Here is a 14,900-nt window from a genome sequence, read left to right on the forward strand (position 1 = left end):
ACGCAAAAGACGTTGCCAAATGGAACAACACTGCCGCTTCAATAGCGAAAACTGATTCACGCCAATCGCCCTCTTCTTTCCATGCGAATGCGGCACGCTCGCGGTCGGTTGAATGCACTACAAGTCACTCGAATCCTCAGACAACCCCCTCATGAGCACGCCCGCAAAGACGTTTCTATTTGCCTGTGTGCTGGCGGCCACGCTATTGACTGCCTGCAGCAGCACCACGCCTGCGGACCCGCAACGGCAAGCCTCCCAGCGCTGCAAAGTAGCGACCGACACGAGCATCGACACTCCTTCGCGCTTCCGGATGCTCGGCGAAGTACGCTGGGACGTCAATACGTCCTATGGCGGCGTGCCCGTGGGCGGGATCTCATCCATCGACTGGGATGCCGCGCGCCGCCTGTTCTGGCTGGTGAGCGACGACCGTGCCATGTATGGCCCGGCGCGCTTCTATTCGGCACGCATGCAGTATGACGAACACGGTTTGCAGCGCGTATGGCTGAACGGTATGCACGCATTGCGTGACCACGACCAGCACCCCTACGCCAACGCCCAGCAGCTTCACAAGAATGTCGCAGTGCCGGACGCAGAGGCGATGCGCGTCGTGCCTGGAGGCGGTCACCTGCTCTGGACCAGCGAGGGCGACTTCCCACGCGGCTTCGGTCCCGAACTCAACGAAATCCGCAGTGACGGGCATTGGCTGCGACACTGGCCGCTGCCAGAGACACTCACGCGGATCGCGGAGACCAGCGGTCCGCGCAGTAGCTTCACGCTGGAGGGCATGGCCTTCAGTCCTGATGCGCGGACGTTGTGGCTTTCCATGGAAGGCGCGCTCAAGCAGGATGGCTCCATGCCAGCACCCGGGGATGCGGGCGCTCCCGTGCGCATCACCGCGCTGGACGCACGCACCCACCAGCCCCTGCGCCAGATTGCCTACCAGCCCGACGCCCTGCCCGCATCGATTGCCTTCCTGTCGCAGCGCGCGGTCAATGGCGTAAGCGACATCCTCGCCGACGGTCCCGATCATTTGCTGGTGCTGGAACGCTCGTTCTCTCTGGGCGATGGCTGGGGTGCAAGGCTGTATCGCATCGATATCCGGCCCGATGCGGCAAGCGACGTGCTGGCCCTGCATCGCCTCACGCCGGGCAGCTTCCGCGCCGCCACCAAGACGCTGGTACTGGACTTCGCGCAACTCGGGCTTCGCAGCGTCGACAACCTCGAAGGCATGACATGGGGACCACCGCTCGCGAGCGGCGAGCGGGTACTCGTGCTGGTGAGCGACAACAATTTCAACCCCGCTGAGGTCACGCAATTCATCGCGCTGGCGGAGCTGCCGCGCTGCAACACCGAATAATTCACTATGAACCCCAGCGTATAGTGACCATCACGCCTACGCGGCCCATTCCCTCTTTCGAACCGAACCAACTCCCGTCATGTCCGCATCCACCACCGCTTCCGTCCAGCTCCCTACCATCGCCTTCATCGGCGGCGGCAACATGGCCACCGCCATCATCGGCGGCCTGATCGCCAAGGGCGTTCCCGCAACGCAGATCCTCGTGGTCGAGCCCTGGGACGAGGCGCGCGCCAACCTGAAGAAGCACTTCGGCATTGACGCCCTGCCCGTAGCCACCGATGCGCTCACCCAGGCGCGACTCGTGGTATGGGCCGTCAAGCCCCAGACCTTCAAAGAGGCAGCAGCGGCCACCGCCCAATTCACCCGCCAGGCTGTGCACCTGAGCATCGCCGCCGGCATCACCAGCGACAGCATCGCCGCCTGGCTCTCGAGCGACCGCATCGTGCGCGCCATGCCCAACACGCCCGCACTCGTCGGCAAGGGCATCACCGGCCTGTTCGCCCGCGCTGCAGTGACCACAGAAGAAAAGCTGCTGATCGAGCAGGTGATCAGCTCCACCGGCCAGTTCGTCTGGGTGAAGGCCGAGGACCATCTCGACGCCGTGACCGCCATTTCTGGCTCCGGCCCGGCCTACGTGTTCCTGTTCCTGGAAGCCATGACCAAGGCCGGCACAGACATGGGTCTGCCCGCAGATCAGGCCTACCAGCTCGCCGTCGCCACCTTCCAGGGTGGCTCGGAACTCGCGGCCCGTTCCAGCGAAACGCCCGAAGTGCTGCGCCAGCGCGTGACCAGCAAGGGCGGCACCACGCACGCAGCCATCATGCTCATGCAGGAGCACAAAGTCCCCGAGCACTTCATCGCCGCCATGCGCGCTGCTGAAAAGCGAGCACAGGAATTGGCAATCGAATTTGGAAAATAAATAGTTTCACACATACACTGCATGCTCCAGCTCCGGCCCTCTCCTCTGGCGCAACATGCAGTGTCCTCAATGCAACTGGCAAAACCCATCCAGCTTCACCGAATGCTTCAACTGCAGACGGCCCATGCGCGCAGCCGCCTCGGCGCTCACGGCGACCGTTGAAGATGCAGCCACCTATTCTTCACACCCATCAGACTTCAACTCCGACCTTCCCGAGCCCAGCCGACTGGCGCGATCACCGCCACGTTGGCGAGCGACGCCGACGACGCGCGCCTGACAGGCAAGCATCTCGTTTGGCTGCCAGAATTCAAGCAGTGCAAAGGCGAGACCGAACTCAAAAAATGGCGCCGCGGCAGCACGGACATCCCCAAGGAAGAATTGCCCTCGCTGTGCAATGACGACCTGAGTGCGCTTGCCGCGCCAAGGACGCCCTGATGATCGAAAGACCGCATCCATGAACGCTCTCCCGCAGCATTTCATCGAAGACTTCCTCGCCGCCGACAACCACGACGACTGGCGGGCCGCGATCGAGGTCGCTGGCCAGGCAGTCACGCAGTGTCCCGGCATCGCGCAGGCCTTCGCGATGCGTGCGCGCGCACATTGGCGCTTGGGTGAGATCGATGCCTGCGACAGCGATATCGCGCACGCGCTGCAACTCGATCCGCGCTGCGCACTCGCCATCGCCACCCAAGCCGCCCGTATGGATGACGAGGGCCAGACGCGACAGGCAATGGCCACGCTGGATGAGGCCATCAGGGCCCTGCCCGGCGACGCCCGTCTGCACATCGCGCGCGGCTGGATTCATCAGGAAAACGACCACGCCAACCAGGCGCTGCTGGACTACCGCCAGGCCATAGCGCTTGATCCGCAGAACATGCGCGGCTACGTCAACGCAGCCGCGCTGCTCGACTCCATGGGACGCAACGGGGAAGCCGCGGACCTTTGGCACAACGGCGCTCTGTCATGTGGCGACAACGGCCAACTCGCCTACAACGCGGGCACAGCGCTTTACCAGCAGAAAGACTACGAGCGCGCCATCGTCCATCTGGACAGGGCACGTCAAATCATCGGCGAACGCAACGACGTGCAGATGAACCGCGCTCAGACTCTGCAGATGCTGGGCCGCCATCAGGAAGCCGTCGACGAATGGCTGCTGCTCTATCGCCGCGAACCGCACTGGGACTGGGTGTTGAATGGGCTTGTCGAGAGCTGCTACCGGCTGGGCGACAACGCAAACGCACAGCGCTTTCGCTGGGAACTGGACCAGCTCTCGCGCGACCATGAGGGCACGGTCAAGCTCGGCTGGCTGCTGTTCCACGACCGCAAGAGCGAGGAGCTGATCGAACTGGTCGAGCCACTCGCCAAGGATGCACACGCGCGCCCGGAGTTCGGCCAAATGATGGGAATGTCGCTCCGCCGTCAGGAGAAGTACCCCGAGGCGCTGCAGTGGATGGAGCGCAACGTCGCCACGCACGATGACTACCACTGGGCGCGCGGCGACCTCGCCAATCTGCTGTCGGAGATCTACGGCCGCCATGACGAGGCGCTCAAGCACATCCAGATCGCTCTCTCGATGTCGCCGGAATCGACCTTCTACCGCCGCGTGCACGGCGAGATTCTGGAACGAAAGAACGGTGGTTCCACGAGGAAAGGCGGATGGCTCAAGCGTCTGTTTGGTGGCTGATTGGCGGCAGACGGGCTACCGCGCGCTTGCTCAGGACTTCTTCGAGCTGAAGGCGTTCTGGATGCTGGTCTTGAGCTTGGTGAGGCTCTCGCCCACGTCGTCCTTCCAGTCTTCCAGCTTGTCATGCCATTCGGCGCTCTTCTTCTCGCGCAGCACGCGGCGCGCTTCCGCTGCGGCGGCGATGGCGGCGTCTTCCTGCGCAGCCACTTCTTCCTGCACCACCGCCAGCGGACGACGCAGCACGACCCCGCCGAGCTTGTCAGAGATGCCGTTGACGGTCTGGGACGAATCTTCTTCCACAGTGGCGATCAGCGTGGTCGAGCCCGGCGGCATGGCACGCATCATCTGGTCGAGCACACTCGCGCGGTCCTGCAGCTTGTCAGCTGACACCGCGCTGCCCACAATCGCACCGTAGACCCCGCCCAGCAGCACGCCGAGCGGGCCGGCGAGCATGCCGATCAGAGAGCCCACCAGCGTACCGGTGAGCGGCCCGGTGGCGGCGCCGCCATCGGAGGCACCATCCTTCACGGAGAAGCTGCCATCCATGGCGCGCTGCACCACGGCGGCGTTCTGCAACTGCAGCTTGCCGGAGGCGACCGCCCCCTTCAATTCAGACAGGGCCTGATAGGCCTTGCTTTCTTCCGCGAAGCTCAAAAGGACGACGTTCTGTTCCATAGCTGTACCTCATTGGCGTTGAAATGACATAGCACGGACAAATCAATGTAGTCGAGCCTGCGCCATTCCATGTGACCGAAGGCCGGGTTTTTCACTCGGATACGGTTGTTTCTTTCAGGCTTCGCCCCAGATCGCCGAGCGCATGGAGATCGCTGCCATCTGGAAATCGCTGTTGAAGAAGCGTGGCACCTCGCCTTCGTGCACAGCGCCTGCTGCATGCAGCAACGGCAGATAGTGATCGAACGTGGGATGCGCGAGCTGCGCCACGCGGCCCAACTCTTGGAAGCGGACAAGCGCCTGCAGATCGCCCGACTGGATCCGTTCGGCCACGTGCTGATCGAACTCGATAGCCCAGTCATAGGCCTGAGTGGGTGCGGCGCCCGGTTGCATGGCGCGCAGGTTGTGCACAATGTTCCCGCTCGCCACGATCAGCACCCCCTGCTCGCGCAGCGCCCGCAATTGCTGGCCGAGCGCGAAATGTTCCTGAGCGGGTCGGCTGTAGACCAAACTCAGTTGCACGACAGGAATGTCGGCTGCGGGAAACATGGGCTTGAGTACGCTCCAAGTGCCGTGGTCCAACCCCCACTCAGCTTCATCGACGAGCACTGGTTGGTCAATGGCCGGCACATCCAACCGCACGGCCAGTTCGCGCGCCACAATGGGCGCTCCCGGCGCTGGATACTGCTGGGCAAACAGCTCCTGTGGAAAACCGCCGAAATCGTGGATTGTGCGCGGTTCAGCCATGCCGGTCAGCGCCCACTCGCTCTGCGTGAGCCAGTGCGCCGAGACGCACAGAATCATCTGTGGTTTGCCATAGCGCTTGAGCAGCGCCTGGCCGAGCGCCTGCCAGCTCTGACGGTACGCGTTGTCCTCGATCACATTCATTGGGCTGCCATGCCCCAGGAACAGCACGGGCATGCGCGGCGATGCTTTGAGCGAGGCCAGTCCCGCAGCGGCAGCCAATTGATCAGGCGAATGGAAGTGGGTGGTGGTGTTCATGATGCTCTCCATATGAGGACAGATCAGCGCAAAGCAAATCCGAGAACAGTGCCGACAAAGATCGATACGCCCATCCAGTGGCTCTTGCTGAAGGCGGTGAAGCAACCCTCGCGCGTCCGGTTGCGGATCAGCGTGTAGTGCCAGACCATCTGCGCCGCAGCTGCCGCCATGCCAAGCCAGAACGGCCAGCCGAGGTGATAAGGCGCAATCGCCACGACCGTGAGACCCCAGCACAGTGCAAAGAACAGCATGATGCCTGCCACATCGAAGCGGCCCAACGTGATCGCCGACGTCTTCATGCCGATCTTGAGGTCGTCGTCGCGATCGACCATGGCGTATTCGGTGTCATAGGCCAGCACCATGAACATGTTGGCCGTCCAGAGCAGCCACGCAGTCAGCGGCACCTCGCCGACCACGGCGGCAAACGCGATCACGATACCGAAGTTGAAGGCGATGCCCAGAAACGCCTGCGGCATCGCGAAGAAGCGCTTGGTGAACGGATAGAGAATCGTGAACAGCACGGCCGGCACGGACCAAGCCACCGCCTCCCAACGCGTGGTGAGCACGAGACCCAGTGAGATGAGCGCGAGCACGGCGCCGAGCACCGACGCCTCGAACACCGACACCGCACCGCTCGTGATCGGGCGCGCCTGGGTGCGCTTGACGTGGCGGTCAAAGTCGCGGTCGGCGATGTCGTTGATGCAACAACCGGCGCTGCGCATGAGCACCGTTCCAAGCACGAAAACGATCAGCAGATGCCAACCCGGAAACCCATCCGCAGCCACCCACAACGCCACCAGCGTGGGCCAGACCAGCACCAACCAGCCTGCAGGACGATTGAAGCGCACTAAATCCAGATACAGGGACAGGCGTGAGCGAGGGGCAACGGCGGACATGCAGGTTTTGAGAATTCGGTGAATGAAATGCAGGTGCCGTCAAAGGATTGCGGCCCGACGTTTATACGCCATGCGGTGCCGCTGCGGCGTAGCAAGAGAAAGGTCTCCCCACGGCTTACTCTGATTGACCAGAAATGCGCGCACCAGAAACTAAAAAGGCGCTGATCTTTCGACCAGCGCCAATTTCATTCGCAGTGACTAATTCAATCGATCAGGACAAGCGGGTCACACCCGGCAGTTCGCAGGCGAACACGGCGTTGCGCAGTGCTGCAATGGCTTCGTAGCGGGTGAAACTGCGACGCCATGCGAGCACGACGCGACGCATTGGAGGGCCGCCGCCGTCTTCTTCCTTGATTGGCAGATAACGGATGTGGGCATCGTCGCTCTTGCGGCGGCGCGACGTGGTGATCAGCGCATCGCGCGGCACCGACAGGCGCGGCACCAGCGTCACGCCCATGCCGGCGGACACCATGTGCTTGATGGTCTCGAGCGACGAACCTTCGAACGTGCGGCGGATGCCTTCGGAGTTGCTCGCATAGCGCGCGAACTCTGGGCAGACTTCCAGCACATGATCGCGAAAGCAGTGACCTGCGCCCAGCAGCAGCATGGTTTCGTTCTTGAGTTCCGAAGCCGACACATAGGGCTTCTCTGCCAATGGATGGGTTGCGGGAACGGCCGCCATGAAAGGCTCGTCATACAGCGGAGCAAGCGCGAGGCCGGTGTCCGGGAAGGGTTCAGCCATGATGGCGCAGTCGATTTCGCCGGTACGCAGCATCTCCAGCAGTTTGGCCGTGAAGTTTTCCTGCAGCATCAGCGGCATCTGGGGTGTACGCGCAATCGCGTGACGCACCAGTTCGGGGAGGAGGTAGGGGCCAACGGTATAGATCACGCCGAGTGTCAGAGCACCAGCGAGAGGATCCTTGCCGCGCTTGGCGATTTCCTTGATTGCAGCGGCCTGTTCCAGGACGCTTTGCGCCTGGCGGACGATCTGTTCGCCCAACGGCGTGACGGACACATCACCGGCACTGCGCTCGAACAGTTTGATTTCCAGTTCGTCTTCCAGTTTCTTGACTGCGACAGACAAGGTGGGCTGGGAAACATAGCACGCGTCGGCCGCGCGACCAAAGTGCTTCTCCCGGGCTACTGCGACGATATATTTGAGTTCTGTAAGGGTCATGTGATTTCCTGCAAGGCCATACAACATTTTGCACTGCGGCGCTGCCGACAGTATCGTGTGCGCGAATTCCATGCAAACCGCAAAAACAATTAAGCAACTCCAAACAATTGGAATCCGCGGCTTTTTACATCTATCGGCACCGAAACAGTGCGCAACGATGGCTATTTAAAAAGACTCTCGTCGCTTTCGAAAAATATCAACTTCATACAAGTACCTGAAAACCCAAAACAGCGAAGCTGCCGACGAGGCTAGGCTTTCAAAAAATCCGATTTGCTTCCCAACCAACGAGCCACATGCCGCTCGGACAACACCGGATACTCGTCCAGCATTTGTGGCGCAGCATTGCGAGCCCAACTCAGTAACTCAGCATCGATAGACAAATCAGCAAATCGTAACAAGGCGTCACCAGATTGGCGTGCACCCAACAGTTCACCCGGTCCGCGAATCTCCAAGTCCCTTCTGGCTATCTCGAAACCATCATTGGTTTCCGCCATGGCCTTGAGCCTTTCCCGGGCCGTTTGCGCCAAACGTCCAGTTTCACCAGTTGAATAAAGTAACACACAAGCCGAAGCCGCCGCCCCCCGGCCCACACGGCCTCTGAGCTGATGCAGCTGGGAAAGCCCAAAACGCTCGGCATGTTCAATCACCATAAGCGATGCATTGGGCACGTCAACTCCCACCTCGATCACCGTGGTGCTGACCAACACGCTCATCGTACCGCCCTTGAATTCTCCCATCACGTTTTTCTTTTCAATAGCTGGCATTCGAGAATGCAATAGGCCGACCGCCACTCCCGGCAAGGCCTCGCTGAGATCGACATGCGTGGCCGTGGCGTTGGAGAGATCCAGCGCCTCGCTTTCCTCGATCAGCGGACACACCCAATACACCTGTCTTCCCGCAGCCACCTGCAGGGCGATGCGCTCGATCACCTGATCCTTGCGGCTATCGGAGATCACCTTGGTCACAATCGGCGTGCGCCCGGGAGGCAACTCGTCGATGGTGGACACATCAAGATCAGCAAAGTAGCTCATCGCCAAGGTCCTTGGAATAGGAGTTGCACTCATCATCAGCATGTGCGGCTCCATTCCCAGGTCCTTGAGTTTCTGTCTGAGCGCCAGTCGTTGAGCGACGCCAAAGCGGTGTTGCTCGTCAATGACCGCCAGTGCCAGATTCTTGAACTGCACCTGATCCTGAATGACCGCATGTGTACCAACAACAAGGGCCGCCTCGCCACTCTCAATCATTGAGAGCATTTGCATGCGCTCTTTCTTCTTCTGCCCGCCTGCCAGCCATGCGACGCGCTTGCCACGGCTCGCAAGCAACGGCTCGATCCAGCCGATGAGCTTGGAAAAATGCTGCTCGGCCAGGATTTCGGTCGGCGCCATGAGGGCGCACTGCCATCCTGCGTCCATACAGATCGCCGCAGCCATGGCGGCCACCACGGTCTTGCCCGACCCGACATCGCCCTGCAGCAGGCGATGCATCGGCGTGGCTTTGGCGAGATCGCCAAAGATTTCCTCACAGACACGGCGCTGTGCGGCGGTCAGGTCAAAGGGCAGGACGGCCTGAAGCCGCTCATGCAACGCGCTCGCATCCGGTGTCGGTATGAGCTGCGGCGAGCGCAGTCGTGCGCGCTCTCTTTTGGCCGTGAGCTGCGAAAGCTGCTGCGCGAGCAGTTCTTCGGCCTTCAGGCGCTGCCAAGCCGGATGCGTGTGGTCCTCCAGCGTGGTCAGCGCCACATCGGGCGTCGGGTGGTGCAGAAAGAACAGTGAATCCCTGAGGCTCCACAACGGCTCGAAGCCCTTGGCGCCGCGCAGCGCGACCGGCGCGGGCGGCAGATTGGGCCCTAGCGTCTCGGAGAGTTCCGCCCGGCGCAGCCCCCCCGCCACCGCACGGCGCAGATAGGCCTGGGGCAGCTGCGCAACCGTAGGGTAGACCGGCGTCAGCGCGGCGGGCAGTTCGCCCTCAGCCTTGCGGAACACCGGGTGCAGCATCTGCCGTCCCCAGAAGCCCCCCTTGACCTCACCGCGCGCGCGGATGCACTCACCTACGGCCATGGTTTTCTGGTGCGAAGGGTAGAAGCTGAAGAAACGCAGTTCGCACTCACCCGTTCCGTCGTCAAGCCGCACCACCAACTGGCGCCGCGGGCGCATCTGGATTTCGCTGGACACCACCACGCCCTCGACCTGCACCGACTCGCCATCGCGCGCGTTGCGGATCGGCGTGATGCGGGTTTCATCCTCATAGCGGTGCGGCAGGTGCAGCGCCAGATCGATGTCGCGCACCAGGCCGAGCTTGTGCATCGCCTTCTGGGGCACGCTCAGTTCGGCCTTTTTCGGACTAGAGGAAGAAGAGGGTGAGGAAGATGAAGCCGGCATGTCGGCGTGGATCGCTATCGGATTGAATGGGTTAGCGGAGGTGGGGGCAAAAGGCTATCACGTCTGCCACACGGTTTTCATGATACGACGCGCGTCGCACGCTGTTCGGCGAACAACTTGCTGCAATTCCGTTTCCAAACCTCGGCCATAGCGCGGGTTCTAAAATACGGGCCTCGCAAGTAGTCAGTTATCCCTTTGGAGCCGTTCAGGCCTGTCAAGCCCCGCTCCTTCCCGAGTTGAACGGTTCCCAGCCAGCCATGTCACATATCTCTTCCAGCAGCCTGCCCGCCGAAGCATCGGCCACGGCATCCCGTCGCGAATTCAACTTGAGCGACTTCGATTTCGATCTCCCCGAACCTCTGATTGCACAGCACCCGACCGCCGTACGCAGTGCCTCGCGCCTGCTCGATGGCCGCTTGGGCGAGCCCGTTGATCGCATCTTCAACGAGCTGCCCGACCTGCTCGCGCCCGGCGACCTGCTGGTCTTCAACGACACGCGCGTACTCAAGGCGCGCCTCTTCGGCGAAAAGGAAAGCGGCGGCAAGCTCGAAATCCTAGTCGAGCGCGTACTGCAGGACAACGAGGTCGTGGCTCACATGCGCGTGAGCAAAAAGCCGCTGATCGGCGGTCGCATGCATCTGTGCGGCGGCCTTGCGAATGGCGGTTTCGACGCCGTGCTGCTCGGTCGCTGGCCCGACGAGAACGGCCCGCTCTTTCACGTCGCCTTCACCGGCCCCAACGGCGAGACGCCCTACGAGCTGATGGAGCAGCACGGCCATCTGCCACTGCCGCCCTACATTGAACGCCATCAAAACACCGACGAAGATCCCGACGAGGCCGAAGACGCCGAGCGCTACCAGACCGTGTTCGCCGCCAACCCCGGCGCCGTGGCCGCACCGACGGCCGCGCTGCACTTTGACGAGTCTGTGCTTGAGCGACTGGCGGCGCGCGGCGTCGAACGCGCGAGCGTCACATTGCACGTGGGCGCGGGCACCTTCCAGCCGGTGAAGACCGAAAACCTCGCCGAACATGTGATGCACAGCGAGTGGTACAGCATCCCGATGAGCACGCTCGCGGCGCTCGAACGCACCCGTCAGCGCGGCGGCCGCATCGTGGCGGTGGGAACGACCACCGTGCGCACACTCGAATCCTGGGCCAAGTCGGGCAACCTGACAGGCGACACGAACATCTTCATCACCCCGGGTTTCGAATACCAGGTCGTGGACATGCTCGTCACCAACTTCCACCTACCCAAAAGCACGCTGATGATGCTGGTGAGCGCGTTCGCGGGCTACGAGCACATCATGAGTCTGTACAAGCACGCGATTGCGCAGCAGTACCGATTCTTCAGCTACGGCGATTCGATGCTGCTGGCGCGCAAGCGCGATTGAGGCGGAAAAATCAAACGCGCTTATCAAGCGGACTGCGCAAGCCCCAGATGCTCGCGCAGCGTCTGGCCCGTATAGTCACGGCGGAACTGCCCGCGCTCCTGCAGGATCGGGACGACCTCGCGCGTGAATTCTTCGAAGCCCGATGGAAAATAGGCCGGCATGATGTTGAAGCCATCAGCCGCGCCCTGATTCACCCAATGCTGCATATGGTCCGCAATCTGCTCGGCCGTGCCCGCGAACACCTGATGCCCTCGGCTGCTCGCGACATGGTGATAGAGCTCGCGCAATGTGAGCCGCTGTTCCTTCGCGATTTTGAGCAGCAGCTTGCGGCGACTGAATCCACCATCGCCCAGCGGCAGATCAGGCACCGGTGCGTCCAGATCAGCGCCGCTCAAATCGAAGTCCAGCTCCACCGACAGCATGTGGTGTGCCTTGCTCTGATCGGTGAATGACTGCAGCAGCGCGAGCTTGTCGCGCGCCTCGGCCGCCGTTCTGCCGACGATGGGCATGAGCCCCGGCATGACCTTCACCTGCGACGGATCTCTGCCCGCTTCGCCCACCTGCCGCTTCAGCTCCCCATAGAACTCCTGCGCCGCCGCCAGATCCTGCTGAGCGGTAAAGATCACCTCGCCATGGCGCGCGCCCAACCGCTGGCCCGGCCCCGACGATCCGGCCTGGATCAGCACTGGCTCGCCCTGTCTGCTGCGCGTGACGTTGAGCGGGCCCTTCACCTGAAAGTAGTAGCCCGCGTGATTGAGCTCGTGCAGCTTGTCGGTATCGATGTAGACACCACCCTCCTTGTCACGCACATAGGGATCCGCATCCCACGAACGCCATAGGCCCTTGACCAGCTGCACGAACTCCTCGGCAATCGCGTAGCGTTCGCTCGATTCCGGATGCAGCGTACGGCTGAAGTTGCCCGAGCCGTCCTGCACCGTAGTGACAATGTTCCAAGCAGCGCGGCCCTTGCTCAGCAGATCGACAGAGGCCAGCGAGCGCGCGAGGGTGAACGGATCGCTGTAGGTCGTCGAGGCTGTTGCAGCAAGTCCGATGCGGCTCGTCTGCACCGCCAGCGCCGAGAGCACGACCAACGGATCGGGCCGCGTGATCATCGAAGGATGCGCGTCCTTGCTGGTCACCAACCGGTCGCCAAAAAACACCATGTCGAACTTCGCAGCCTCGGCCTCGCGGGCGATGCGCGCGATCAGCTCGAAATTCTCCGTTCCCGATTCAGCGCCGGGAAAGCGCCAGCCCGCAGCATGATGGCCCGCTGCGAGCAAAAACAAACCCAGATGCATGTCAGTTCTTCGCTTTGCCGTCGGCTGGTGATTTGCCGCTCTTGTCGTTGAGTGCCACAGTGCCCGAACCGAACACGCTCTGCGCGATGTCATGCATTTTGCGCACGATGACGGTTGTACCCTCCGCGCCCTGCGGCACGGGATTGACCTGCACGTTGATGAGCGCTTTGTGCACCTCGGGCTCCGCAATCGCTTCGAGCACCCACTGTGTGAGCTTCTTGCGGATCGGCTCGGGCAGTCCGGCCGGAGCGGTCCAGAGGAACGATCCACCGAACGCGTTGTCCCACTGCTTGTAGCCCTGCTGCACGACGGACTGCACACCGCTCACGCCTTCGGGTGGAGCGTCGGTGCCGAAGTACGCCAGCGCCTTGAGCTTGCCGCCGCGCACGAAAGTGGTAGACAGCGGATCGATCACCAGATCGACATGCCCGCCGATCGCATCATTGATCGCTGCCGCGCTGCCCTTGTAGGGCACATGCTGCAGCTGGATGCCGGTGAGTTGCTGGAAGTACTCGCCTGCCATATGGCCCGGAGTGCCCACGCCCGAGGTACCAAGCGACACGGGATGCGCCTTCGCATATTCCACCAGCTCCTTGAGGTTCTTCGCAGGAAAGTCCGCGCGCACCGCAAACGTGGTGATGCCGTTGCCGACGTAGGCAATCGACTGGAAGGATTTGAACGGATCGAAATGCACAGGCACGAGCAGCGGCGCAATCGCGAGATTGCCGATGGAGGCGTTGAGCAGCGTGTAGCCATCGGGCTTGGCTTTGGCGACAAACTGCGCGCCAATGGTGCCCCCCGCGCCCGGCTTATAGTCAAGAATCACCGGCTGCCCGGCGCGCGCCGACACCTTCTCGGCAATCAAGCGCGCCACGTTGTCGTTCGTGCCACCCGGCGTGTAGGGTACGACCAATGTGATCGGCTTGCTGGGCCAAGCCGCGACATCGGCGGAAGGCGTGCTCGCCAACACCGCCGCAGGGCACATGACCGCCACAAGAGACATCCAACCCAAGGTGCGGCGGCGGAGATAAAGCGTGCCCGACTGACTCATTTTGATTTCCTTGTTCTTTCAGAACCATCAACAACAGAAAATCGAGTCTAAAAATCACACGCGTTTCGCGCCAATAAGCTTTGCCGCTATCCAAGCGCAGAAATCTTCTAAGAACCACCGCGCATAAGCATAAGCATCTGTGCGGTTTCAGCGCGGCGTCGCCACGGGCTCGAGCCCGGTCTCCTCGATGGTCTTGCGCGCCTCAAGCGAGGTGTAGTATTTCAGCAGCGACGCCATGCCCTGCGGATTGGTCGAGGTCCGAGCCACGCCGGCCGAGAAGAAGGTGTACTGCTGGACCGATTCGGGTATCTTTCCAACGAAGGTCGTGCCCTGGATCGGCAGCAACTCGCTGACCTGCTGCAAACCGATCTCGGCCTCACCGCGCGCGACGATGGTGCCCACGCGCTCGGTCACGATCTTGCGACTCTTGGGCATCACCTGGTCGTGGATGCCGAGCTTCTTGAGCATCTCGGCCTCGAAGTAGGTACCGCTGGCGCTGGCCGAATAGGCGATGCTTTTCGCATTGAGCAGCACGTGCTTGAACTTCTCTTCCGTGCTGATGTCTGGCACCGGTGCCCCCTTCTTCACCGACACGCCGATGGCCGAGCGAACGAGGTCGATCTGCGTGCCCTGCTTCACATAGCCTTGCGCCGCAAGTTGATCGAGCGATGTGCGCGCAAGAATCACCACATCCGCGATTTCACCCTTCTCCAGCCGATTGGGAATCGACGTGGGCGACGAACCCATCGACGAGCCCAGCACCGTCTCGACCATGATGCCGTTGGCTTTGGAGAACTCGGGCGCAAGCCGCTGGTGCGCTTCGGCAAAGCCGCCGGAGGTCATCACCCGTACCGGCTCCGCTGTGTCGCCGTCCTGCGCGTTCTGCTGCGGTGTTTGCGCGCAGCCTGCTGCGAGCGCGATGGCGGAAATGAAAAATGCGCGACGCCCGAGCAGTGCGAGAGTGGAGCGGTGGACGGGTTGGCGATGCATGCGTTGTCTCCTGAGTTCGCTTTTACAAATACTCAGCGAGTATGCAGCGCCCCATGCGCGCATCAGCCATCCAACACGCAAGAGT

General features: G+C 61.9%; 13 protein-coding genes. 4 read left to right on the top strand and 9 right to left on the bottom strand.

Annotated elements, in window-relative coordinates:
• Positions 1-151: 151 nt before the first annotated feature.
• Entirely contained in the window at positions 152-1,357 is a 1,206-nt protein-coding gene (locus tag G7047_RS20590) for an esterase-like activity of phytase family protein (RefSeq protein WP_240939205.1), read from the top strand.
• 79 nt (positions 1,358-1,436) lie between these two features.
• A complete protein-coding gene (proC, locus tag G7047_RS20595; RefSeq protein ID WP_166309606.1) occupies positions 1,437-2,276 on the top strand; it encodes a pyrroline-5-carboxylate reductase in 840 nt (279 codons plus the stop codon).
• 174 nt (positions 2,277-2,450) lie between these two features.
• Here the strand turns inward: proC and G7047_RS20600 are convergent, their stop codons facing one another.
• On the bottom strand, positions 2,451-2,732 hold the full coding sequence (locus tag G7047_RS20600) for a hypothetical protein (RefSeq protein ID WP_166309608.1): 282 nt from the start codon (positions 2,730-2,732) through the stop codon (positions 2,451-2,453).
• Here G7047_RS20600 and G7047_RS20605 point away from each other — a divergent pair.
• Positions 2,731-3,960, top strand: coding sequence for a tetratricopeptide repeat protein (locus G7047_RS20605; protein WP_166309610.1), 1,230 nt, complete (start codon positions 2,731-2,733; stop codon positions 3,958-3,960). The two genes, G7047_RS20600 and G7047_RS20605, sit on opposite strands and share 2 nt — an antisense overlap.
• A 30-nt stretch (positions 3,961-3,990) precedes the next feature.
• Here the strand turns inward: G7047_RS20605 and G7047_RS20610 are convergent, their stop codons facing one another.
• The 5 genes from G7047_RS20610 to recG form a co-directional block, all read right to left on the bottom strand.
• Positions 3,991-4,635 (bottom strand): DUF1269 domain-containing protein, encoded by a 645-nt coding sequence (locus G7047_RS20610; protein ID WP_166309612.1) that lies wholly within the window; start codon positions 4,633-4,635, stop codon positions 3,991-3,993.
• A 114-nt stretch (positions 4,636-4,749) separates the two neighbouring features.
• Positions 4,750-5,634, bottom strand: a complete 885-nt coding sequence (ygiD, locus tag G7047_RS20615) for a 4,5-DOPA dioxygenase extradiol (RefSeq protein ID WP_240939206.1) — start codon at positions 5,632-5,634, stop codon at positions 4,750-4,752.
• A gap of 23 nt (positions 5,635-5,657) precedes the next feature.
• Positions 5,658-6,530, bottom strand: a complete 873-nt coding sequence (ubiA, locus tag G7047_RS20620; protein ID WP_166309616.1) for a 4-hydroxybenzoate octaprenyltransferase — start codon at positions 6,528-6,530, stop codon at positions 5,658-5,660.
• A 211-nt stretch (positions 6,531-6,741) separates the two neighbouring features.
• Complete coding sequence (locus tag G7047_RS20625; RefSeq protein WP_166309618.1) at positions 6,742-7,707, bottom strand: LysR substrate-binding domain-containing protein; 966 nt, start codon at positions 7,705-7,707, stop codon at positions 6,742-6,744.
• Positions 7,708-7,955: 248 nt separating this feature from the next.
• The gene (gene recG / locus G7047_RS20630; protein ID WP_166309620.1) at positions 7,956-10,085 is read right to left on the bottom strand and encodes an ATP-dependent DNA helicase RecG; all 2,130 of its coding nucleotides are present in this window, start codon (positions 10,083-10,085) and stop codon (positions 7,956-7,958) included.
• Positions 10,086-10,342: 257 nt separating this feature from the next.
• Between recG and queA the strand changes: the two genes are divergently transcribed.
• Positions 10,343-11,476 carry a tRNA preQ1(34) S-adenosylmethionine ribosyltransferase-isomerase QueA gene (gene queA, locus G7047_RS20635; RefSeq protein WP_166309622.1) on the top strand — a complete coding sequence of 378 codons (1,134 nt, stop codon included), beginning with the start codon at positions 10,343-10,345 and terminating at the stop codon, positions 11,474-11,476.
• A gap of 23 nt (positions 11,477-11,499) precedes the next feature.
• Here queA and G7047_RS20640 read toward each other — a convergent pair whose 3' ends face one another.
• The 3 genes from G7047_RS20640 to G7047_RS20650 all read right to left on the bottom strand — a co-directional run bounded on the left by G7047_RS20640 (position 11,500) and on the right by G7047_RS20650 (position 14,815).
• A complete protein-coding gene (locus tag G7047_RS20640) occupies positions 11,500-12,774 on the bottom strand; it encodes an LLM class flavin-dependent oxidoreductase (RefSeq protein WP_166309624.1) in 1,275 nt (424 codons plus the stop codon).
• Between the two features lies 1 nt (position 12,775).
• Complete coding sequence (locus G7047_RS20645) at positions 12,776-13,825, bottom strand: tripartite tricarboxylate transporter substrate binding protein (RefSeq protein ID WP_166309626.1); 1,050 nt, start codon at positions 13,823-13,825, stop codon at positions 12,776-12,778.
• Positions 13,826-13,972: 147 nt separating this feature from the next.
• A complete protein-coding gene (locus G7047_RS20650; protein ID WP_166309627.1) occupies positions 13,973-14,815 on the bottom strand; it encodes a substrate-binding domain-containing protein in 843 nt (280 codons plus the stop codon).
• Positions 14,816-14,900 lie beyond the last annotated feature (85 nt).

The organism is Diaphorobacter sp. HDW4A (genome assembly GCF_011305995.1).
GTDB lineage: Bacteria > Pseudomonadota > Gammaproteobacteria > Burkholderiales > Burkholderiaceae_C > Diaphorobacter_A.

What these genes read in the sequence shown, in the direction of transcription:
- G7047_RS20610 (WP_166309612.1), bottom strand. Translation starts at nt 4,635, where the DNA reads ATGGAACAGAACGTCGTCCTTTTGAGCTTCGCGGAAGAAAGCAAGGCC.
- ygiD (WP_240939206.1), bottom strand. Translation starts at nt 5,634, where the DNA reads ATGAACACCACCACCCACTTCCATTCGCCTGATCAATTGGCTGCCGCT.
- G7047_RS20590 (WP_240939205.1), top strand. Translation starts at nt 152, where the DNA reads ATGAGCACGCCCGCAAAGACGTTTCTATTTGCCTGTGTGCTGGCGGCC.
- G7047_RS20605 (WP_166309610.1), top strand. Translation starts at nt 2,731, where the DNA reads ATGAACGCTCTCCCGCAGCATTTCATCGAAGACTTCCTCGCCGCCGAC.
- recG (WP_166309620.1), bottom strand. Translation starts at nt 10,085, where the DNA reads ATGCCGGCTTCATCTTCCTCACCCTCTTCTTCCTCTAGTCCGAAAAAG.
- G7047_RS20625 (WP_166309618.1), bottom strand. Translation starts at nt 7,707, where the DNA reads ATGACCCTTACAGAACTCAAATATATCGTCGCAGTAGCCCGGGAGAAG.
- proC (WP_166309606.1), top strand. Translation starts at nt 1,437, where the DNA reads ATGTCCGCATCCACCACCGCTTCCGTCCAGCTCCCTACCATCGCCTTC.
- G7047_RS20650 (WP_166309627.1), bottom strand. Translation starts at nt 14,815, where the DNA reads ATGCATCGCCAACCCGTCCACCGCTCCACTCTCGCACTGCTCGGGCGT.
- queA (WP_166309622.1), top strand. Translation starts at nt 10,343, where the DNA reads ATGTCACATATCTCTTCCAGCAGCCTGCCCGCCGAAGCATCGGCCACG.
- G7047_RS20645 (WP_166309626.1), bottom strand. Translation starts at nt 13,825, where the DNA reads ATGAGTCAGTCGGGCACGCTTTATCTCCGCCGCCGCACCTTGGGTTGG.
- G7047_RS20640 (WP_166309624.1), bottom strand. Translation starts at nt 12,774, where the DNA reads ATGCATCTGGGTTTGTTTTTGCTCGCAGCGGGCCATCATGCTGCGGGC.
- ubiA (WP_166309616.1), bottom strand. Translation starts at nt 6,530, where the DNA reads ATGTCCGCCGTTGCCCCTCGCTCACGCCTGTCCCTGTATCTGGATTTA.
- G7047_RS20600 (WP_166309608.1), bottom strand. Translation starts at nt 2,732, where the DNA reads ATGGATGCGGTCTTTCGATCATCAGGGCGTCCTTGGCGCGGCAAGCGC.